The organism is Streptomyces sp. NPDC006458 (assembly GCF_040612135.1).
GTDB lineage: Bacteria > Actinomycetota > Actinomycetes > Streptomycetales > Streptomycetaceae > Streptomyces.
Genome location: NZ_JBEXPR010000021.1, coordinates 57,183 through 77,221, shown reverse-complemented (window position 1 = coordinate 77,221; position 20,039 = coordinate 57,183). Strand labels below are relative to the sequence as shown.

General features: G+C 69.7%; 15 protein-coding genes, 2 pseudogenes and 1 riboswitch. Of the genes and pseudogenes, 14 read left to right on the top strand and 3 right to left on the bottom strand.

Features of this window, described 5'->3' with window-relative positions:
• The first annotated feature begins 3 nt into the window (after positions 1-3).
• The 4 genes from dxs (at position 4) to ABZZ79_RS26745 (ending at position 4,226) form a co-directional block, all read left to right on the top strand.
• The gene (dxs, locus tag ABZZ79_RS26760) at positions 4-1,926 is read left to right on the top strand and encodes a 1-deoxy-D-xylulose-5-phosphate synthase (RefSeq protein ID WP_356692806.1); all 1,923 of its coding nucleotides are present in this window, start codon (positions 4-6) and stop codon (positions 1,924-1,926) included.
• Positions 1,923-3,332: an aspartate aminotransferase family protein gene (locus ABZZ79_RS26755; RefSeq protein WP_356692804.1), complete on the top strand. Its 1,410-nt coding sequence runs from the start codon at positions 1,923-1,925 to the stop codon at positions 3,330-3,332. The genes dxs and ABZZ79_RS26755 overlap by 4 nt, the downstream gene beginning before the upstream one ends.
• Positions 3,333-3,483: 151 nt before the next feature.
• Entirely contained in the window at positions 3,484-4,110 is a 627-nt protein-coding gene (locus ABZZ79_RS26750) for an XRE family transcriptional regulator (protein ID WP_356692802.1), read from the top strand.
• Positions 4,107-4,226: a DUF6126 family protein gene (locus ABZZ79_RS26745; protein WP_356692800.1), complete on the top strand. Its 120-nt coding sequence runs from the start codon at positions 4,107-4,109 to the stop codon at positions 4,224-4,226. Before ABZZ79_RS26750 ends, ABZZ79_RS26745 begins: the two co-directional genes overlap by 4 nt.
• 78 nt (positions 4,227-4,304) lie before the next feature.
• Here the strand turns inward: ABZZ79_RS26745 and ABZZ79_RS26740 are convergent, their stop codons facing one another.
• Positions 4,305-5,102 carry a tyrosine-protein phosphatase gene (locus ABZZ79_RS26740; protein WP_356692798.1) on the bottom strand — a complete coding sequence of 266 codons (798 nt, stop codon included), beginning with the start codon at positions 5,100-5,102 and terminating at the stop codon, positions 4,305-4,307.
• Between the two features lie 640 nt (positions 5,103-5,742).
• Positions 5,743-5,908: riboswitch (cyclic di-AMP (ydaO/yuaA leader) on the top strand.
• A 4-nt stretch (positions 5,909-5,912) separates the two neighbouring features.
• Here ABZZ79_RS26740 and ABZZ79_RS26735 point away from each other — a divergent pair.
• From ABZZ79_RS26735 to ABZZ79_RS26725, 3 genes are all read left to right on the top strand, one after another.
• On the top strand, positions 5,913-6,950 hold the full coding sequence (locus tag ABZZ79_RS26735) for a peptidoglycan DD-metalloendopeptidase family protein (protein ID WP_356692796.1): 1,038 nt from the start codon (positions 5,913-5,915) through the stop codon (positions 6,948-6,950).
• Positions 6,951-7,154: 204 nt separating this feature from the next.
• Positions 7,155-7,940: an SGNH/GDSL hydrolase family protein gene (locus ABZZ79_RS26730; protein WP_356692951.1), complete on the top strand. Its 786-nt coding sequence runs from the start codon at positions 7,155-7,157 to the stop codon at positions 7,938-7,940.
• A gap of 776 nt (positions 7,941-8,716) precedes the next feature.
• Positions 8,717-9,478: an SIMPL domain-containing protein gene (locus ABZZ79_RS26725; RefSeq protein WP_356692794.1), complete on the top strand. Its 762-nt coding sequence runs from the start codon at positions 8,717-8,719 to the stop codon at positions 9,476-9,478.
• Between the two features lie 60 nt (positions 9,479-9,538).
• Here the strand turns inward: ABZZ79_RS26725 and ABZZ79_RS26720 are convergent, their stop codons facing one another.
• Complete coding sequence (locus tag ABZZ79_RS26720; protein WP_356692792.1) at positions 9,539-10,150, bottom strand: TetR/AcrR family transcriptional regulator; 612 nt, start codon at positions 10,148-10,150, stop codon at positions 9,539-9,541.
• Positions 10,151-10,253: 103 nt separating this feature from the next.
• Complete coding sequence (locus tag ABZZ79_RS26715; protein ID WP_356692790.1) at positions 10,254-11,441, bottom strand: Glu/Leu/Phe/Val dehydrogenase dimerization domain-containing protein; 1,188 nt, start codon at positions 11,439-11,441, stop codon at positions 10,254-10,256.
• A gap of 278 nt (positions 11,442-11,719) precedes the next feature.
• Here ABZZ79_RS26715 and ABZZ79_RS26710 point away from each other — a divergent pair, with 278 nt between their 5' ends.
• The 7 genes and pseudogenes from ABZZ79_RS26710 (at position 11,720) to ABZZ79_RS26680 (ending at position 19,993) form a co-directional block, all read left to right on the top strand.
• On the top strand, positions 11,720-12,940 hold the full coding sequence (locus tag ABZZ79_RS26710) for an MBL fold metallo-hydrolase (RefSeq protein ID WP_356692788.1): 1,221 nt from the start codon (positions 11,720-11,722) through the stop codon (positions 12,938-12,940).
• Between the two features lie 1,041 nt (positions 12,941-13,981).
• Complete coding sequence (locus ABZZ79_RS26705; protein WP_356692786.1) at positions 13,982-14,494, top strand: hypothetical protein; 513 nt, start codon at positions 13,982-13,984, stop codon at positions 14,492-14,494.
• A gap of 72 nt (positions 14,495-14,566) precedes the next feature.
• Positions 14,567-15,540: pseudogene (locus ABZZ79_RS26700) on the top strand (IS5 family transposase).
• Positions 15,541-15,624: 84 nt separating this feature from the next.
• Positions 15,625-15,786: pseudogene (locus ABZZ79_RS26695) on the top strand (pirin family protein); the annotation flags it as partial.
• Between the two features lie 204 nt (positions 15,787-15,990).
• Positions 15,991-18,201 (top strand): ATP-binding protein, encoded by a 2,211-nt coding sequence (locus ABZZ79_RS26690; protein WP_356692784.1) that lies wholly within the window; start codon positions 15,991-15,993, stop codon positions 18,199-18,201.
• 2 nt (positions 18,202-18,203) lie between these two features.
• The gene (locus ABZZ79_RS26685) at positions 18,204-18,914 is read left to right on the top strand and encodes a response regulator (protein WP_356692782.1); all 711 of its coding nucleotides are present in this window, start codon (positions 18,204-18,206) and stop codon (positions 18,912-18,914) included.
• Positions 18,911-19,993 carry an MBL fold metallo-hydrolase gene (locus ABZZ79_RS26680; RefSeq protein WP_356692780.1) on the top strand — a complete coding sequence of 361 codons (1,083 nt, stop codon included), beginning with the start codon at positions 18,911-18,913 and terminating at the stop codon, positions 19,991-19,993. The genes ABZZ79_RS26685 and ABZZ79_RS26680 overlap by 4 nt, the downstream gene beginning before the upstream one ends.
• Positions 19,994-20,039: the final 46 nt, after the last annotated feature.

Below are 20,039 nucleotides of genomic sequence, written 5' to 3'. Positions count from 1 at the left end.
AGCGTGACGATTCTGGAGAACATCCGGCAACCACGCGATCTGAAGACGCTGTCCGAGGCGCAGCTTCGCGAACTGTCCGAGGAGATCAGGGAGTTCCTGGTGCACGCGGTCGCCAGGACCGGCGGCCACCTCGGCCCCAACCTGGGCGTGGTGGAACTGACCATCGCCCTGCACCGGGTCTTCGAGTCACCGGTCGACCGCATCCTGTGGGACACGGGACACCAGGGCTATGTGCACAAACTGCTGACGGGACGTCAGGACTTTTCCAAGCTGCGCGGCAAAGGCGGCCTGTCCGGCTATCCCTCCCGCGAGGAGTCCGAGCACGACGTCATCGAGAACAGCCACGCCTCCACGGTGCTCGGCTGGGCCGACGGCCTTGCCAAGGCCCGCCAGGTGCGGGGGGAGAGGGGACACGTCGTCGCGGTCACCGGCGACGGCGCCCTGACCGGCGGCATGGCCTGGGAGGCACTGAACAACATCGCGGCCGCCAAGGACCGGCCGCTGATCATCGTCGTCAACGACAACGAACGCTCCTACGCCCCCACCATCGGCGGCCTGGCCAACCATCTGGCCACCCTGCGCACCACCGACGGCTACGAGAAGTTCCTCGCCTGGGGCAAGGACTTCCTGCTGCGCACACCGGTCATCGGCCACCCCCTCTACGAGGCCCTGCACGGCGCCAAGAAGGGCTTCAAGGACGCCTTCGCGCCCCAGGGCATGTTCGAGGACCTGGGCCTGAAGTACGTCGGCCCCATCGACGGGCACGACATCGACGCGGTCGAGTCCGCGCTGCGCCGCGCCAAGCGGTTCCACGGGCCGGTCCTCGTGCACTGCCTCACGGTCAAGGGCCGCGGCTACGAACCCGCCCTCGCCCACGAGGAGGACCACTTCCACACCGTCGGCGTGATGGACCCCCACACCTGCGAACCGCTCACGCCGTCGGGCGGGCCGTCCTGGACCTCGGTGTTCGGCGACGAGATCGTGAAGATCGGCGAGGAGCGCGAGGACGTCGTCGCCATCACCGCCGCCATGCTGCACCCGGTCGGGCTCAGCCGGTTCGCCGAGCGCTTCCCGGACCGGGTCTGGGACGTGGGCATCGCCGAGCAGCACGCCGCCGTCTCCGCGGCCGGCCTCGCCACCGGCGGACTGCACCCGGTCGTCGCCGTCTACGCCACCTTCCTCAACCGCGCCTTCGACCAGCTCCTGATGGACGTCGCCCTGCACCGCTGCGGAGTGACCTTCGTGCTGGACCGGGCCGGCGTGACGGGCGTCGACGGGGCCTCGCACAACGGCATGTGGGACATGTCGGTGCTCCAGGTGGTGCCGGGGCTGCGGATCGCCGCGCCGCGCGACGCCGCCCAGCTGCGGGCCCAGCTGCGGGAGGCCGTCGCCGTGGACGACGCGCCGACCCTGGTCCGCTTCCCCAAGGAGTGCGTCGGGGCGGATGTCCCGGCGGTGGGCCGGGTCGGTGGCATGGACGTGCTGCTGCGGACCGGACACCCCGAGGTGCTGCTGGTGGCCGTCGGTGTGATGGCGCCCGTGTGCCTTCAGACGGCCGAGCTGCTCCAGGCCCGCGGCATCGACTGCACGGTGGTGGACCCCCGCTGGGTCAAGCCCGTCGACCCCGCCCTGCCGGGCCTCGCGGCCGAGCACCGGCTGGTCGCGGTCGTGGAGGACAACAGCCGTGCCGCCGGGGTCGGTTCGGCCGTCGCCCTGGCCCTCGGTGACGCCGACGTCGACGTGCCGGTACGGCGGTTCGGCATCCCCGGGCAGTTCCTCGCCCACGCCAAGCGCGCCGAGGTGCTGGCCGACATCGGGCTCACCCCCGTCGAGATCGCCGGGGCGATCAGTGGCAGTCTGGCCGTACGGAAGGCCGACGCGGACGGCCCGGCCGGTCTCGGCCGCGCAGTCGAGGAGACGGAATGACGACCGCCGAACCCGGCGCGGGCGCAGGGCAGTTCGACCTCGGCCGACTGCTCGCCGAGCGCGGCGCCGAACGCTACGAGCTGCACAGCAAGTACCTCAACCACCAGCTCCCGCGCATGCTGCACACCATCGGCTTCGACAAGGTCTACGAGCGGGCCGAGGGCGCCTACTTCTGGGACGCCGACGGCGACGACTACCTGGACATGCTCGCCGGGTTCGGGGTGATGGGCCTCGGCCGCCACCACCCCGTCGTGCGCAAGGCACTGCACGACGTCCTCGACGCGGACCTCGCCGACCTCACCCGCTTCGACTGCCAGCCGCTGCCCGGACTGCTCGCCGAGCAGTTGCTCACCCACAGTCCGCACCTGGACCGGGTGTTCTTCGGCAACAGCGGCACCGAGGCCGTGGAGACCGCGCTGAAGTTCGCCCGCCGCGCCACCGGCAAGCCCCGCGTCCTGTACTGCGACCACGCCTTCCACGGCCTGACCACCGGCTCCCTGTCCGTCAACGGCGAGGACGGCTTCCGCGACGGCTTCACCCCGCTGCTGCCCGACACCGCCGTACCGCTCGGTGATCTGGACGCGCTGGCACGGGAGTTGCGGAAGGGGGACGTCGCGGCCCTCATCGTCGAGCCGATCCAGGGCAAGGGCGTGCACGAGAGCCCGCCCGGCTATCTGCGCGCCGCACAGGAGCTGTTGCACCGGCACAAGGCGCTGCTCATCGCCGACGAGGTGCAGACCGGCCTCGGCCGGACCGGCGACTTCTACGCCTACCAGCACGAGGACGGCGTGGAGCCGGACCTGGTGTGCGTGGCCAAGGCGCTGTCCGGCGGCTATGTGCCCGTCGGCGCGACCCTCGGTAAGGACTGGATCTTCAAGAAGGTCTACTCGTCCATGGACCGCGTCCTCGTCCACTCGGCGAGCTTCGGCTCCAACGCCCAGGCCATGGCGGCCGGCCTGGCCGTGCTGTCCGTCATGGAGAACGAGCAGATCGTCGTGGGCGCGCGGGCCACCGGAGAGCTGCTGAAGTCCCGGCTCGGCGCGCTGGTGGACAAGTACGAGCTGCTCGCCGACGTCCGCGGCCGGGGGCTGATGATCGGCATCGAGTTCGGACGGCCGAAGTCGCTGAAGCTGCGCAGCCGTTGGACCATGCTCCAGGCCGCCCGCAAGGGCCTGTTCGCGCAGATGGTGGTCGTACCGCTGCTCCAGCGGCACCGCATCCTCACCCAGGTCTCCGGTGACCATCTGGAGGTGATCAAGCTGATCCCGCCGCTGGTCGTCGGGGAGCGGGAGGTGGACCGGTTCGTCGACGCGTTCACCGAGGTGATGGACGACGCGCACAGCGGGGGCGGGCTGATGTGGGACTTCGGGAAGACCCTGGTGAAGCAGGCGGTGGCCAACCGCTGAGGGGCCGCCTGCGCGAGAGCGCGACCGCCTCTGAAGGCGTGGGCCGCCCGCCAGTGCGAGGGCGGGGCTGCCTCTGAAGGCGTTGCCCCGAGCATTTGCCTCTGAGGCAAGAGATTTGCCGTAGAGGCAAGAATGCGGCTCAATGGAGGCCATGAGCTCTCCTGAGACCGGGCCCGTCCCGGAGGGGACCGCGGCCGACCTGCCCGCAGTCGCGCCCCAGCTGCGCGCCCTGCGCCGCCGCGCCTCCCTCACCCTGGAGACCGCGGCGCGTTCCGCCGGACTCTCGCCCGCGCATCTGTCCCGGCTGGAGACCGGGCAGCGCCAGCCGTCGCTGCCGATGCTGCTCGCGCTCGCCCGTGTCTACGGTACGACCGTCTCCGAGCTGCTCGGCGAGACGGTCGCCGACCGGGACGCCGTTGTGCGCGCCGCCGGCATGGAGCCGACCCGCGCGGGCGGCTGGACCTACTGGCAGGCCGGGGCGCCCGGACGTGGCATGCAGGCCCTGCGGGTGCATGTGCCGCACGGCTCCCAGGGCGACATCGTGCGCGTGCATCCCGGCGAGGAGTGGCTGCACGTCCTCCAGGGGCGGCTGCGGCTGCGTCTCGGTGACACCACCCATCTGCTCGGCCCCGGGGACAGCGCGCACTTCGACTCGCTGACCCCGCACCGCATCGCCGCCGAGGACGCGGGCGGCGTCGACCTCCTCTTCCTCCACACCCTGCTGCAGAGCCCCACGGCCGCGTTGTGCCTGGGACCCATGACGGGAGACATGCCATGAGCGACATCGAACAGAAGTTTCCCCGCACCCTCTGGGTGCGGCTGCTCATCTACATCGCGGCCGGGCACGTCTTCGCCGGGTTCCTGTATCTGCTGTTCGCGGTGGGCGCGAAGTAGGGGGCGCCTTCGGGCCCGTTCCCCAGGGGGCGTGGGCCCTGTTCGCGGGGCGGGCCCGGTGGCCGTGACGCGGCCGGGTCAGTCCAGCAGCCGGTCCCGCAGCCGCTCGCGGGTCTCGGGCGCGATGCCGAGGCCTCGCTCCAGGTAGCCGTCGACCCCGCCCCAGGTCTCCTCGATGGTCTCCATCGCCGCCGTGAGGTACTCGGCGCGGGCGTCGAACAGCGGGCTGAGCAGCTCCATGATCTCGGGCGAGTACGCGGAGACGGAGTCGCCGTTGCGGCGCACCTTGTAGCGGCGGTGCTTGGCGTTCGACTCCAGGTAGTCGGCGAGGATCGCGTCGCGCTCGACACCGATGGCCAGCAGGGTGACGGCCACGGAAAGGCCCGCGCGGTCCTTGCCCGCCGCGCAGTGCATCAGCGCGGGGACGCTGTCCTCGGCGAGGGCGTGCAGTACGCGTGAGTGCTCGCCGGTGCGCTCGCGGATGATCGTGCGGTACGAGGTGATCATCCGGTCGGCCGCCTTGCCGTCCGCCAGGATCGAGCGCAGCTGGTCCAGGTTCCCGTCGCGGACCATCTTCCAGAACTCGGCGCCGTCGGCCGGGTCGCTCAGCGGCAGATTGACGTTGCGCACACCGGGCAGGTCGACGTCCGGGCCCTCCAGCTTATGGTCGGCCCCGTTGCGGAAGTCGAAGATCGTGTGCAGACCGAGGGAGGAGAGGAAGGCGGTGTCCTCCGCGGTCGCGTGCGCGAGGTGGCCGCTGCGGTAGAGCGCGCCGTGGCGCACCCGGCGCCCGTCGACCGTCGGCAGTCCGCCCACGTCACGGAAATTGCGCACGCCTGCCAGCTCGGGCTCGGTGGACGGGACCTGCTGCGTCACGGGGGCTCCCTCCCGGTCGGACCCTTCGGCGCGGCTCGTCGACGGGCGTGCTCACGACGATACGACATGGCTTCCTGAGGCAACGAGTTGACGCCCGGGGGATCTCGGCAGCCTGTCGTGAGGTGCGGGCCCGTGCGGTTGTCAGGCCTGCTCGGGTACGGGGAGGAAGCAGCACCTCAGTGGGCTCACTTCGCGGCGTCGGGGGACAGCACCCTGGGTCAAATCGGGTCACAAGGTACGAAAGGTCTGAAACGGGCGAAGTTCTCCAAGGCGCCTCATCGCCGGCAATGCCGCCGGCGGTCTTGATGTGGCAGTTATCTGGCCGCGTCGCATCTGGGCCTTCTGTCCGAATTGGTGCCTTCATTCCAACTCGCGCTGGAATAAAGACACCTGGAGAGATGTCACGTGAGGAGCGTCATATCGGTGACCGTGAGTCGTTCGTCATGCTCACGTAATCGAAGTGCTTTTCAAGGGCATTTGAGAAACCCGACAAGGTCATATTGCACGGAGTGTGACCGGGAAACTCCCGAAGGGATCAAGAACTCACGCTTCGGGCGGAAACTCTTGCTTGTCCCTTTGCGTCTTGCTCGCTTACGTTCGCCACCGATCCGGACGGATGCCTAATCCTGCCGCCGACCGGAGCCCGCACCAACCCATCCGTGCACGGCAGGAGCGGGGGACCCACAGGTACATCCGCCTGTTTCCGGTCTCCGGATCTCAGGCTTGGGGTAAAGCCGCGCCTCGGCGCGACCGGACATCTCCAGTCCGCACCCGACAGCTCACCTCGCAGGCGCCGGAGAGGAATTCGACATGCCCGTGAAGGGTAAGCACCGTCGTCCCAAGGCCCTGCGCCTGACCCGTTCTCTCGCCGTCGCCGGAACCGGTGGCGCCGCTCTCGCCCTCCCGCTGCTCGCGGCCGGCGGCGCCAACGCCGCGACCGGGCAGACCGTTTCCCATCAGGCCGTCCAGTCGGCCGTCACGGTCGAGAAGTCCGCCGTGCAGTTCAAGGCCGCCGTGAAGGCCGCCGCGGCGAAGTCGGCCCCGCGCATCTACTCCGTGAAGGCCGGCGACTATCTCTCGAAGATCGCCACGGAGCAGAAGGTCAGCGGTGGCTGGCAGAAGCTCTACGAGGACAACCGCGCGGCCGTCGGCGGCGACCCGTCGCTGATCCACCCCGGCCTGAAGCTCACGCTCGGCAAGAAGGCGGCCGAGGCCCGGTCCGCGAAGCCGGCCGTGCCGCAGCAGTCCTCGCCGAAGCCCGCCGAGTCGCCGAAGCCCGCCGAGCCGTCGAAGCCCGCCGAGGCGTCGAAGCCCGCCGAGCCGTCGAAGCCCGCCGAGTCGCCGAAGCCCGCCGAGTCGCCGAAGCCCGCCGAGGCTTCCGCGGAGCAGTCCTCCTCCGGCGAGTCCACCGACGCCCAGACGACCACCACCACGGCGAGCGGCTTCAGCGCCCCCGTCTCCGGTGCGGGCGTCGGCACGGCCTACCGCGTGGCGGGCAGCATGTGGTCCAGCGGGTACCACACGGGCGCCGACTTCGTCGTCCCGACCGGCACCTCGCTGAAGTCCGTGGGCGCGGGCACCGTCGTCTCCGCGGGCTGGGGCGGCGCGTACGGCAACCAGGTCGTCGTCCGGCTGGCCGACGGCTACTACGCCCAGTACGCCCACCTGTCCTCGTTCTCCGTCTCGGCCGGTCAGTCCGTGACCGCCGGGCAGCAGGTCGGCCTCTCCGGTGCGACCGGCAACGTGACCGGCCCGCACCTGCACTTCGAGATCCGCACCACCCCGAACTACGGCTCGGACGTGGACCCGATCTCCTACCTCCGCTCGCACGGTGTCGCCATCGGCTGACACCCCTGCCGTTCAACCGCCGAAGGCCGGACCCCGATCCCCGGGTCCGGCCTTCGCCGTGTCCGGAGTTATTCCGCGGATGCCAAGACTTGACCAGTGGCTTATCTCACCGTCCGTCAACCCCTGCCTACGGTCGCGTAGGTCACATTCGAAGGGGAATCATGGTCCGACGTGGCAGACGATTCGAAGAACGACAGCAGATCAGTGATCGGGTCGTACGTGGCGGTGGGGGACAGCTTCACCGAGGGCGTCGGCGACCCCGGCCCCGACGGGGCGTTCGTGGGGTGGGCCGACCGGTTCGCGGTACTGCTCGCCGACCGGCGGCCCGAGGGCGATTTCGACTACACCAACCTCGCCGTGCGCGGGAAGCTGCTCGACCAGATCATGGCGGACCAGTTGCCGCGGGCCGTGGAACTCGCCCCCGACCTGGTCTCCTTCTGCGCGGGCGGCAATGACATCCTCCGGCCCGGTACCGACCCCGACGACGTCGCCGAGCGCTTCGAGCGGGCGATCGCCGCGCTGACCGAGGCGGCCGGCACGGTGCTGGTGACGACCGGCTTCGACACCCGCGGCGTCCCGCTGCTCAAGCACCTGCGCGGAAAGATCGCCACGTACAACGGGCATGTCCGGGCCGTCGCCGACCGGTACGGCTGCCCGGTCCTCGACCTGTGGTCCCTGAAGTCCGTCCAGGACCGCCGGGCCTGGGACGACGACCGGCTCCACCTCTCACCCGAGGGCCACACCCGTGTGGCCCTGCGCGCCGGGCAGACCCTCGGCGTCGACGTCCCCGCCGACCCCGAGCAGCCCTGGCCGACCCTGCCGCCCCGCGGCACGCTCGAGGTCCGCCGCGACGACGTCCACTGGGCCCGCGAGTACCTCGTCCCCTGGATCGGCCGCCGCCTGCGCGGGGAGTCCTCCGGCGACCACGTCACGGCCAAGGGCGCCCTGAGCCCGGACGACATCAGGCTCCGGATCGGCAAGGTGGCCTGACGGCCGACCCCTGCCGGGGGCGCGGAGCTCGCGCCCCCGGAGCCCCGGCGAACCACGCGCTGGACCATGGGCGACCCGGGGCCCGCGTTCCGCCGCCCCGGACCCGGGGGACGCCTCCGGGTCCGGGGCGGTGGCTTCGGACCCGGCTGGGTACCTGTCCACGTTCCGCCGTGCTTCCGTCGGCGGCCCGTGGCGTGGCCCGGGTCTGTCTGGGCGAGGGTCGTGGCGGGGGTCGGCCCGCGTACCGCTGTGCCTCTTGCGGTGTCCGGAGGGATGTCTCTGGATCCGGTCGGGGGAGGGTCGGTGTTCCGTCGTGGCGGTGGCGGTGGCGGTGGCGGTGGCGGTGGCTGTGGCGGTGGCGGTGGTCTGGGGGTGGCTTCGGGGTCGGCCGGGTAGCTGTCCGCCGCTTGCTTCCGTTGCGGTCCGGGGTCCGGGGTCCGGGGGCCGGGGTCCGTCGGCCGGAGGCCTGCCCGCGTTCCTCCTCCGCGCCTCCGACTGCAGCCGGAGCGATGGCCCTGGATCCGGTCGGGCACCGCCGGGGTCTGTCGGAGGACGACTGAATGAGGATGACTGCCCGCGCCCGCGGGCCGGTCGGCCGCCTGTCCGCGTCCCTCCGGGCTCCCTGGCAGCGCCCAGCGCCACGTCCCCGACCTGGCCGGATGGTCTCCCCGGAGGCGGCCAGAGAGGTGACCGCACGGGAGTGGTGCGCGCGGGTGGGGCGGGGGTGGTGCTGGGATGACCGCGACATCCCAGCGCACCCGAAAGGACCGGCCCATATGCCCCCCACAGCACCGCCCCGCACGACCGCCGCCCTCGCGGTCGTCCTGCTCGCCCTCGGCCTGCCGACCGCCGCCGCCCCCGCCGCCACCGCGCTCCCGGATCCGACGCCCGCCCCGGCGGTTTCCGCCCCGCACGCCTCGACCGTCACCGTGACCGGTGAGGGCAGCGCCACGACCGCACCCGACCTCGCGGTCGTCGGCGCCGGTGTGGAGTCCGTCGCCACGACGCCCCGCAAGGCGCTGGACGCCCAGAGCAAGGCGGCCACCGCGCTGCTGCGGGCCGCCCGGGAACAGGGCATCACGGAGGGGGACATCCGAACCGAGAACGTGTCGCTCACGCCCGTCTACGAGTACCAGGACGGCACCTCGCAGCTGAAGGGCTACCAGGCCGCGCAGTCCTTCACCCTGAAGGTGCGCGAGGTGGACCGCACGGGCGTGATCCTCCAGGCCGTCACCGACGCCACCGGCACCGCGGGCCGTATCCACTCCGTCGCCTTCGACGTGACCGACCCCGGCCCCCTGCACGCCCGCGCCAGGCAGGAGGCGTACGAGGACGCGCACGCCAAGGCCGAGCAGTACGCCCGCCTCGGCGGCCGGAGCCTGGGCCGGCTGATCTCCCTGACCGAGGACACCGCAGGCACCCCCCGCCCCTTCCCGCCGGCGGCCGACGCCCCCGACGGCACCGCGTTGGGCGTTCCGATGGCGCCGGGCGAGATCCGCGCGACCTCCACGGTCACGGCGGTGTACGAACTGGAGTGACCCCCGGGCGACGCCCCGCGCGGACCTCCGGCCGGCACAGCCCTGAGAGCCCCGACCGCCCTACGCCGTCAACGCCGCTCGCTCCAGGCCGAGTTCGCGCGCGAGGGCCTCCTCCGCCCAGTCCGTGGCCCGGGCCCGCGACACCGCGCCCGGGTAGGAGGTCAACTGGACCGCGAGACCGTCGAGGAGGGCGGTGAGCCGCAGTGCGCTGGCGGTCGGGTCGGGGCAGTGGAACTCGCCCGCGGTGACGCCCTCGGCGATGACCTCGGTGAGCGCGGCCTTCCACTGCCGGTCGAGATCACGGGTGACGTCCCGCAGCCCCGGCTCGCGCAGGGCGGCCGACCAGCCCTCGATCCACAGCCGCCAGCCCTTGGCCTGCCCGGTCGGGGCGTACCAGCGCACGGCGGCGCGCAGCCGGCGCACCGCGGTGGTGCGACGGCCGAGCAGCTTGCGCAGCCGGACCAGGTCGCCCTCGGCGGCGTGGGCGAAAGCCGCGGCGACCAGCTTCTCCTTCGTCGAGAAGTGGTAGAGCACCAGCGCGTTGCTCACACCCAGCGCCGAGGCCACGTCGGCGATCCGCACGGCCGCCACACCCCGCGCCTCGATCTGCCCGATGGCGGCCCGCAGCAGCTCCCCGCGCCGCTCTTCCACGCTCAACCGCACTCTCGCCACGCGGATCACCCTACACAGCGGCCCCGGCCCGGGCCGCCGCGCCGGGCAGCGGCTGGTGGCCCGCCGCGTGACACCCCGCCGCGGCCGGGGCTCTCCTGACCGCTCATTCAGTCGCCCGGTACCAGCCGAACCGCTCCGCGATCACCGGCAGCCGCTCCGCCACGATGGCGTGCGCGGCGGCCCGCGGGGTCGTGCCGTCGGCGTCGGCGCGGGCGAGCATCTGCTCGACCAGGGCGCGCATAGAGCGGCGCGTGTACGCGAACGCCTGGTCCGCGTCGGCGCCGATGTCACCGAACAGCGTCCACCACCACCAGGCGTTCGTCCCGGAGTTGACCACCACGTCCGGCAGCACGCTCACCCCGCGCGCCGCCAGCAGCTCCTCCGCCTCCGCCAGGACCGGCATGTTGGCCGCCTCCACGATCCAGCGCGCCCGGACCAGCTCCTGGTTCGCCGCGTCGATCGCGTACGACACCGCCGCCGGGACCAGGATCTCCGCGTCGGCCGACAGCCAGGCGTCGCCCGGCAGTTCGCGGTCGCCGGGACGCAGCACGGCCCGGTCCACGGTGCCGTAGGCGTCACGCGCCGCGAGCAGCGCCTCCACGTCGAGCCCCGCCGGATTGGCGACGGTGCCCTTGACGTCGGCGACCGCCACCACGGTCAGGCCCGCGCGCGCGAGGAAGCGGGCCGTGGCCCCGCCCATCGTGCCGAGCCCCTGCACGGCGACCCGGGTGCCCGTGTACGGCGCACCGGCCCGGTCCAGGGCCGCGAGCACGGCCTCGGCCACCCCGCAGCCGCCGACCAGCTCGTCGAGCCCGATGCCGTCCACCTCGACCTCGAAGGCGTCGGCGAGCCGGGCGCGGGCGGCCGCCTCGTCGTCCAGCAGCGGGTACACGGCCTGGATCGAGGAGACCAGCCCTGCCTCGGCGGCGGCCCGGTCGACCAGGTCCTGGGTGAGCCCGAGGTCCTCACCGGTGGTCCAGCAGTGCTCGACGTACGGCCGTACGGCCCGCAGGTACCGCACCAGCAGGCCGTACGCCTCCGGGTCCCGGGGGTCGCAGTCGATGCCGCCCTTGGCGCCGCCGAGCGGGACGTAGCGGCCCAGCGGGTTGTAGTGCAGGGCCTCCTTCATGGTCATGCCCCGGGCGAGCCCGGCGACCTCGTCGAGGGTGCAGCCCGGCCGCATCCGCAGTCCGCCGCTGGAGACGCCGCGCACCAGCCGGTCCACGACCAGGAAGCCCTGCCGTCCGGTGACGTGGTCGGTCCAGGTGAGCGACAGCAGGGGGCTGGTCATGGAGTCTCCTCGGGGTCGGTGATGGGGGTGGGTCGACCGCGGCGAGGTCCACCGTGACCCAGCCGCGCGCCGGGCCGCCCCGCTCGGAGGCGAAGGGGGAGGCCGGAGCGCGCTTACTGAATCCGTGGTCAGTATCGAAACGCCGCCCGGGGCCTGTCAACGTGCTGACCGGGTCATCGGCGGGACCCCGCTGTCACCGGCCCGTCACCGGACGGACCCGGCGTTGTCGGAGGGGCGGACCATAATGGAAAGCCTCACCGACTCCACCAGGAGGTACCGTGGCCGGTTTCCGTCCCCTGAGCGCCGGGCTCAGCGCGCTTCAGCCCGAGGCCTTCGGCGTGGACCCCAGCGGTGAGCGCATGGCCCGGATCCGTAGATCACCGCACTTCAAGGACGGTGTGTTCCAGAACCCCGGCGGCCCCGCCCGTACCCGGCCATCCGGCTCCGCCCTGGACTTCGCCAAGATCTACTTCGACAAGGACGCCCGTACCCGCCGGGCCCCGCACGGCACCATCCCCGTGCACGCGACGACCCTCGCCGACATCGCCCGGCCGCCCGCCACCGGGCTGCGCCTGACCTGGATGGGGCACTCCAGCGTCCTCGCCGAGATCGACGGCGCCCGCGTGCTCTTCGACCCGGTCTGGGGCACGCGCTGTTCCCCGTTCGCCTTCGCCGGGCCCAAGCGACTGCACCCCGCGCCGCTGCCCCTGGCGGTGCTGGGCCCGGTCGACGTCGTCGTGATCTCCCACGACCACTACGACCATCTGGATCTGCCCACGATCAAGGCCCTGGCGAGCACGGACACGGTCTTCGCCGTGCCGCTCGGCGTCGGCGCGCACCTGGAGCACTGGGGCGTCTCGCCCGACCGGCTGCGCGAGCTGGACTGGCACGAGGCCACCCGGATAGGCGGACTCACCCTGACCGCGACCCCCGCCCGTCACTTCTGCGGCCGGGGCCTGCGCAACACCCAGCACACCCTGTGGGCCTCCTGGGTCGTGGCCGGCGAGGAGCACCGCGTCTACCACAGCGGCGACACCGGCTACTTCGAGGGCTTCCGGGAGATCGGCGCCGAGCACGGCCCGTTCGACGCGACGATGATCCAGCTCGGCGCGTACAGCGAGTTCTGGCCCGACATCCACATGACCCCGGCCGAGGCGCTGCGCGCCCATCTCGACCTCCAGGGCGGCACCCCCGCGGGCGTGCTGCTGCCGATCCACTGGGCCACCTTCAACCTCGCCCCGCACGCCTGGGCCGAGCCGGGGGAGTGGACCAAGGACGTCGCCGCGGAGGCCGGCCAGGCCGTTGCCTTCCCCCGGCCCGGCCAGCCCTTCGAGCCCGGTGGCAGGGTGCCCGGGGAGCCGTGGTGGCGGGCCGTGTCGGCGCCGGTCCCGGCCTCGTGGCGCCGGTCCGGGGAGTCCTCTCCCGTGGCTCAGGCCCCGTCGGGCTCCGGCCCGGCCGCGGACACCCGGCCGGACATGGATCTCGCGGGTGACCGGTGACGTCGGTCGGGGCCGAGCTTGGCGAGATGGTCCGGATGCTGGAGCGTCTTCCGGCCGGTGAGCTGGATCGTTTGCTGCTCGATTTGGGCGGGGCGCCCCGGGTAGAGCGTGAAGTCGCTGCGCAGCGATTCAGGCCCTTGCCGTCCCCGAAGGGCCCTTCGCGGGTTGTCGTCCGCACACGCATTGTGCAGCGCTGAGCTTGCAGGAGAGGGTCGGCCGGGCAGGGCTCGGCTGCACTGCTCGGCCAGTGTCGGTGGCACCGTCTAGGGTGCGGCGCATGTCTGTCTCATCAGCTGGGCTTAACGCCGAGACACCTCTGTCACCGGAGTACCCCTTTAACGCGTCAGGGGAGCCGATCACCCTCTATGACGGGCCGGTTGCCGGGCCAGCCGGGACTGAGGTGCCCGGGGCTGTCCGGTACGACTGCCCTCCGAAGCCCGGGATCTCATGGAGGCTGCATACCGAGGATTGTGGCCTTGTCTCTACGGACAGGGCCGAACTGAGTCTGCTTGACCTCGGCTTCGAACTGCCCGTATTCACCACAGGTGCTGTGAGCTGCTGGTCCAATGGCCACTTCCTACGGAGACCCTGACGCTGCGCTCGACCGGGTCTTCGCACTGGTTCAACCAGCCCCGCTGGCAGGAAAGTGCCCACCTGGCAGCCCGTGCCGTCGACGGAACGCCGCTACCGGTGCCTGCCGGGCGCAGTGTGTACGAGGCGGACGGATGGAAGATCACGCTGGACGCCCGCCCCCGACCACAAGGCCGTTGTCTCTGGCGTGCGTCAGGCCGACGTCTACGTCTTGACGCACGTGATGGGGATCCGCCGGCTGGACGGAACCACATTCACGGCCGCCGAGGTCACCCCTGTTCTCAGTGCCCTGCGTCAGGCTGTCCTTCGCACTTGGCCGGTGGGTCGCCCCCACCCTGCCCGTCGGCCAGAACGACCAGGAAGAGACGGTGTGGGGCCAGTGGGGCCCGATGCTCTGCGACCCGGCACGCTGCATCAGCCCTGGCTGGGTACCCCGAGGACCAGGCATCTTTGGTAGATCTGCTGACCTGCCTCCTGCCCTCCTTCCGCGATCCCAGCAAGAGGCAGGCGCTTCGCCTGCAGATGCAGTATGCGATCACGGCCATAGCCGACCGAGGATTCGTCGAACAGAAGATCATGAGTGGAGCTGCTGGACTGGAACATGTGATGTGGCAGGAGTTCGTGCTCACCGGTCGACTCACGGAAGCCGAGTTCACATCCCGCGCTTGGCCGGCGCATAGAAAGCCGCGTACGGTCCTGACTAACGCACGGGTAGATCTGGGGGTGCACGAAGATCGACTGCCGGCGGCCGCCGCCTTCGCGGTCCGGCAGCACGTGGACGGAGACCGGTCGGCAGACGGCGCCGACATTGTCACGCGCGTCCGTAACCGTCTTGTGCATCCCAAAGAGACACAAGAGCCCGACTACGCGGTCAAAGAGCTGGTTACCGGGACCTGGCTCCTGACCCGTCATTACCTGGCGCTGTTAGTGCTCCGCTCGATCGGCTACCGAGGGTCCTACTAGGGCCTGTGTGGAGTTGTGATCTCGCGGGGCCCCGGCTCGGGAGGGTCGGGGCCTTTGGGGTAGAACGGTGGGGTGTCGCGACCTCAACTTTCGGATGCCGAGTGGGAGTTCGTCTCCCCGTTCCTGCCGGTCGGTGAGTACGGGCCGTACCCGGAGAACCTGCGGGCGCACTTCGAGGGCGTCGTGTGGCGGTTCAGGAACGGGGCGAAATGGCGGGAGCTGCCCGAACGATTCGGGCACTGGTCCACCGTTTACGGCCGGTTTCGGCAGTGGCGGGATGCCGGGGTGTTCACCGCGGTGTTCCAGGGTGCGATCGCCGAGGCGGCGAAGCGGGGCCTGGTGGACTTGTCACTGGTCAGCGTGGACTCGACCACGGTCCGGGCCCATCATGATGCTGCCGGGATGATCGTGGAGCCCGAGATCCTGGACGCTCTGGAGAAGGCCGCTGCGGAAAAAGGGGCGCCGGCCAGGAACAAGACGGACAACCGGACCCGGAGCGGGAAGAACGACGACGCGTGAGGCGTCGCCGCAAGGCCCGACTCGCCGCCGCCGACCTGGGACGTTCCCGCGGCGGACTGACCACGAAGACGCACCTGTCCTGTGTGCCGCAATGCCTGCCCCTCTCGCTCAAGATCACTGCGGGGCAGGCCGGGGACAGTCCGCAGTTCATCCCCGTCCTGGACAAGATCCGTGTCCCCGGCCCGGCGGGACGGCCCCGCACCCGGCCGGACGCAGTCGCGGGCGATAAGGCCTACTCGTCTCGGCAGAACCGTTCTCACCTGCGCAAACGTGGGATCAAAGCGGTCATCCCCGAGAAGAAGGATCAGGCCGCCCACCGCAAGAACCGCGGCTCACGCGGCGGACGGCCCGTCACCTGGGACAAGCAGCTGTACAAGCTCCGAAACAGCGTCGAACGCACCATCAACAAGATCAAGGACTGGCGCGGCCTCGCCGTCCGCTACGACAAAAAGCCTGAAAGCTACCAGGCTGGACTCGAATTATGCGCCGGCCTCCTCTGGATCCGACACCTCGGATCACAGCCTTGATCACAACTCCACACAGGCCCTAGGACCTCTCCAGGACGAACGGATGGGGCGGCGAGACCGATCCCGTTCCATGGACCTGAGACTTGGTGGAACTTCATCGGGCAGTCGTCAGAACAGATCGTACGGGCCCGCCAGGATTGGATGGAAGGCCGACGGTTCGGGGTGGTGGAGGGGTGCGACGGCGATCCGTTGCCTGCCCCGGAACTGCCGACGGTCTCCTTGAAGCCTCGCAAGAACCAGCGTTGACCAGCGGTGATGCGGGATCTTCAGAGGTTCGTGGAAACACATCCATGAGGGGTGCCTGTCGCTTCCGTGGACACCTGAAGATCGCCGACCAGCCCGCTGCCGAGGACTGACCCCTATCGTGACCTGACGTCAGAAGACCTCACGTGCAAGGTCTTTATGCAGCTAACATGCTGGGATCCCACTGCTCACGAGAGGCGGCGCCGGTTGACCAGGCATCATCTGCGCTTCGCGCCCAAGATCCTCACGCGTCTCGGTGAAGAGCTCGTTCCGCATCCGGACATGGGGATCATGGAGTTGGTACGCAACGCGTACGACGCCGACGCCACCGAGTGCAGCATCGAGTTGGTCGGTTCCGCGCGTCCTGGCGGCTCGATCATCGTTTCGGACAACGGGCACGGTATGACCGATGCCGAGCTCACCTCCGACTTCCTGCTCATCGGCAGTTCCAGGAAACCGTCGTCGCCGTTCACCCGCAGCGGTCGAAGGCGGGTCGGCGAGAAGGGACTCGGGCGTCTGGCGGCGCTTCGCCTGGGCCGGCGTGTGAAGGTCACGACTCGATCCGCGGCGACCCTAGGGGTGCAGTACACCCTGGGTATCGACTGGGACGAACTCGACTCCGCTCACGCGGTGGAGGACGTAGCACTCGAACTCCGCGACGCCCCGCCTCACGCCCGCGTGGGAACTCGTATCGAGATACACGATCTCCGGCAGGGGCTGAGTGTCGCCGATGTCGAGCGGCTGACGCGCTCGCTCACGCTGCTCACGGGCCCCTTTCAGGCCGAGTCGACCTTTAAAATTCTTTGGAACCAAACGGCGTTCGGGTATGAGGACCTCACCTCGGCCGTGACGGATGAACACCTGCAGTGGGCCGAGTTCCATTTGTCGGGACGGCTCGGTGCGGATGGCAGCCAGTCGGCAGAACTCAGGGACCATCAAGGAAATCTGATCGGCACCGCAACCGCGAGCGACCTTCGGTCCGCGGCCGCCGGAGGTCGACGCCAAACGACCGCCACCGGCGGCCAGCACCTCTTCACCAGTGCCCCTGCGGCCAAGTTCGACTTATGGATGTTCAACCTCAACCCGAGACATTCGGTCGCCCTGCGTAATTCAATCCAGCCAACACCGGAGATTAAAAATTGGCTTGCCGACGTCGGCGGTGTGCACCTGTATCACCATGGGCTGAGAGTCCAGCCCTATGGTGACCCTGATGACGACTGGCTGAGCATCAACGTCCGTCGTGCTGTGCTCTCCGAATTCCGGCCCTACACAAACAACTCTGTAGGGGCGCTGGTCATCAATGACCCGGAAGATCGCCTCCAGCCGAAGACGGACCGTAGCGGTTTCGTCCAGAACGCCGCATTCGGTGAGCTACGTGAGTTCGCCCGGTCCGCGATCGAATGGGCATCACAGCGCCGTCGTCAGATTCGCGAAGCCGAACGGCAAGAACAACGCAAGCGCGCGAAGGCGCAGACGGCCGACGCCGAGGCCGACTTCACCGAAGCCAGGAAAGCCCTTGAAGAGCAACTCGCGGACAATCAGGGCCGCCTGGATGGCAACTTTGACCGTGCGTCGGTTCAACGTATCTTGACCACCTCGCAGCTCCTTGCGGACCAGCGTCTGCGAGAGATCAAGGATCTCCAATCCGAGTTGCTCCTCTACCGGGCCCTCGCCACTGTGGGAACGAGTACCTCCGTGTTCGCCCACGAGGCGCAGCAGCCCGCTGATCGCATCCTCCAGGAAGCGCGCACGGTCGACCGGAGGGTGCGTCGGGACATCGATTCGGCAACCGTCGACGACCGCTACAAACCGTCTCTGAGCGCCATCATGGACGGGGCCCGCACCTTGCAAATCTTCGCGAAACTCCCCTTGGAACTCCTTGTCCGCAAGAAGCGCGATCTGAAATACGTGGACATCGACGAAGTGTGCCTGGCCACATTGCGCCTGTTCCACAACTTCCTCAGTGACCGCTGCATTCACGTCACCCATGATCTCAATGGCCAGAACCTTCGCGTACGAACCTACGAGGCTGCGGTCGAATCCATCGTCTCCAATCTGCTCGTCAACTCCATCCACGCGCTGACGCGTACGGACGGCGGCCTGGAGCGCAGGATCCACCTCGCGACTCGCTCCTTCGTCGATAAGGACGCTCCGTGGATTCGCCTAACCGTGGATGACTCGGGCCCAGGGATCCAGGACGCCTCGACCGAAGAGATTTGGGTTCCCGGGTTCACCACCCGAGACGGTGGGACAGGCTTGGGTCTGACCATCGTCCGTGACACGGTTGGCGACATGTCGGGACGCCAGAAAGCGTTGAGAAACGGCCCTCTAGGAGGAGCCCGGCTACTGGTCGAGCTGCCTGCCTCGACGACGTCGGCTCCCCCTGCCGGGACCACGAACGACGAACGGGAGGAGTGACGATGGCTCTGTACCTTAAGGATGTCCACAGGGTCGGCATCGTGGACGATGTGAAGGCCGACGCAGAAGCCCTTGGCCGACTCTTCGAAGACTTCGACATGCAGGCTCTGATTATGCCCCGGCCGCGTCCCCGCGCCACGGCGGAGGAGTATCTGTCGACACTCCCCCCTCTGGACGTACTCGTCTGCGACCACCAGCTGCGTAACAGTTGGACGGTCGCATTCACGGGAGCGGAGCTCGCCGCCCGGGCCAACAGCCGCCCTCACAAGCTCCCGGCCATCGTCATGAGTTCGCATGTAGGCACCCACGAGGCATCATCCATCCACCGATGGCGGGCCGACATCCCCGCAGTCGTCCCCAAGCAGGCCGACGACGAAGAAGTCCTCGGTGCCGTCCGATACGCTCTCGAAGAGGCGGCCGGCAAGTGGTCACGGGAGCGGAGCCGGTTCCGCACCCCGATCGAGGTCCTCGCCGTGCACCCGGCAGGCGAAGCACCGTACGCCGAAGTGCTGGTCAGTGGCTGGAGCCTGACGCACGTGGCGCAACTGCCGCTACTGCGCTTCGAGGAGGACACCGGGATTCCGGCCGACGCCCTGCTGCCCGGCACCTGGTTGCGGGCCGAGGTCAACTGCTACGCCCCTCGGGCTGAGGACCTCTGCTTCGCACACATCTCCCTGGCCCCTCAACTGTCCGAGGAAGTCCGCGCCCTGTGACCGTTCCTTTTCTCCCCCGTCAGAGTGCATCTTCCGAGGACGACCTCGCGGTCACGATCCTGGATGTCGGTCATGGCAACTCCGCCATCGTCCGCGACGGGCAACGGTGCGCGGTTGTCGACGCCGCGGACGACACCACACACGCCGAACTTGAAAGACTCGGCTGCACGAACCTCGAGGAAGTCATCGTCTCGCACGTTGACAACGATCACATCGCGGGAATGAACAGGCTCCTCCTGGACCCGCGGTGGTCGCTCGGCCGCGTCCGGGTCAATACCGACGCGTCCAAGGACACGCTGGCGTGGCGGCACCTGCAGGAAACCCTGCAGCTCGTGGCGGACGACAAACGCACCGCGGGCATCCTTCCAGTAACCACGGATACGGGCCTTCCCATCCGGGTGGGCCGGGCGGAGCTCGAAGTGTGTCATCCTCGATCGCTGATGGCACTCTCGGGTCCGCGCACGCGCGATGCCCGGTTCGGCACGGTGACGAGCAACACCATGTCCGCCGTCATCCGGATCCATCTCGACGGCGCGGCTGCCGTGCTCCTCGCCAGTGACATCGACGGCGTCGGCTTACGGGACATCCTGGATCGCCGGAGTCAGCAACTCTGCGCGGATGTTCTCGTTTTCCCCCATCACGGCGGCCTCCCCGGGGCTGTGAATCCGGTGGAGTTCGCCCGCTCGCTGACGTCCGCGGTAGACCCACGCATGGTGATCTTCTCGATGGGGACGAGCGGCCGAACGGCCAATCCGCGACCGGAAATCATCGAAGGCGTACGGGCGGCGGCACCCGACGCGCACATCGCCTGCACGCAGCTGTCGGTCCACTGCCACGAGGCGGGCTCTCCGCCGCCATCCGAGGGGCACCTCTCCAAGGCCATGGCCCGTGGCCGCTCCACGAGTCGCTGTTGCGCGGGCAGCATCGTGATCACCCGCACCGAGAACGGCTTCCAGTATGCGCCGCCGCTGTCTCGTCATGGCGAGTTCGTGCTCGCGCTGGCGGCAGGATCGTTGCCGTTATGCCGCGCGGGGGCGTCGCCGATCCCGAACCCTGCGGCTGGTAATAGCGTCAGATAACAGCAGGTGGACGAAGTCAGCTGTAACTTGGCCCAGACCGTCTTGG

Coding starts and splice junctions, on each gene's coding strand:
- ABZZ79_RS26755 (WP_356692804.1), top strand. CDS start 1,923: ATGACGACCGCCGAACCCGGCGCGGGCGCAGGGCAGTTCGACCTCGGC.
- ABZZ79_RS26750 (WP_356692802.1), top strand. CDS start 3,484: ATGAGCTCTCCTGAGACCGGGCCCGTCCCGGAGGGGACCGCGGCCGAC.
- ABZZ79_RS26745 (WP_356692800.1), top strand. CDS start 4,107: ATGAGCGACATCGAACAGAAGTTTCCCCGCACCCTCTGGGTGCGGCTG.
- ABZZ79_RS26735 (WP_356692796.1), top strand. CDS start 5,913: ATGCCCGTGAAGGGTAAGCACCGTCGTCCCAAGGCCCTGCGCCTGACC.
- ABZZ79_RS26725 (WP_356692794.1), top strand. CDS start 8,717: ATGCCCCCCACAGCACCGCCCCGCACGACCGCCGCCCTCGCGGTCGTC.
- ABZZ79_RS26715 (WP_356692790.1), bottom strand. CDS start 11,441: ATGACCAGCCCCCTGCTGTCGCTCACCTGGACCGACCACGTCACCGGA.
- ABZZ79_RS26685 (WP_356692782.1), top strand. CDS start 18,204: ATGGCTCTGTACCTTAAGGATGTCCACAGGGTCGGCATCGTGGACGAT.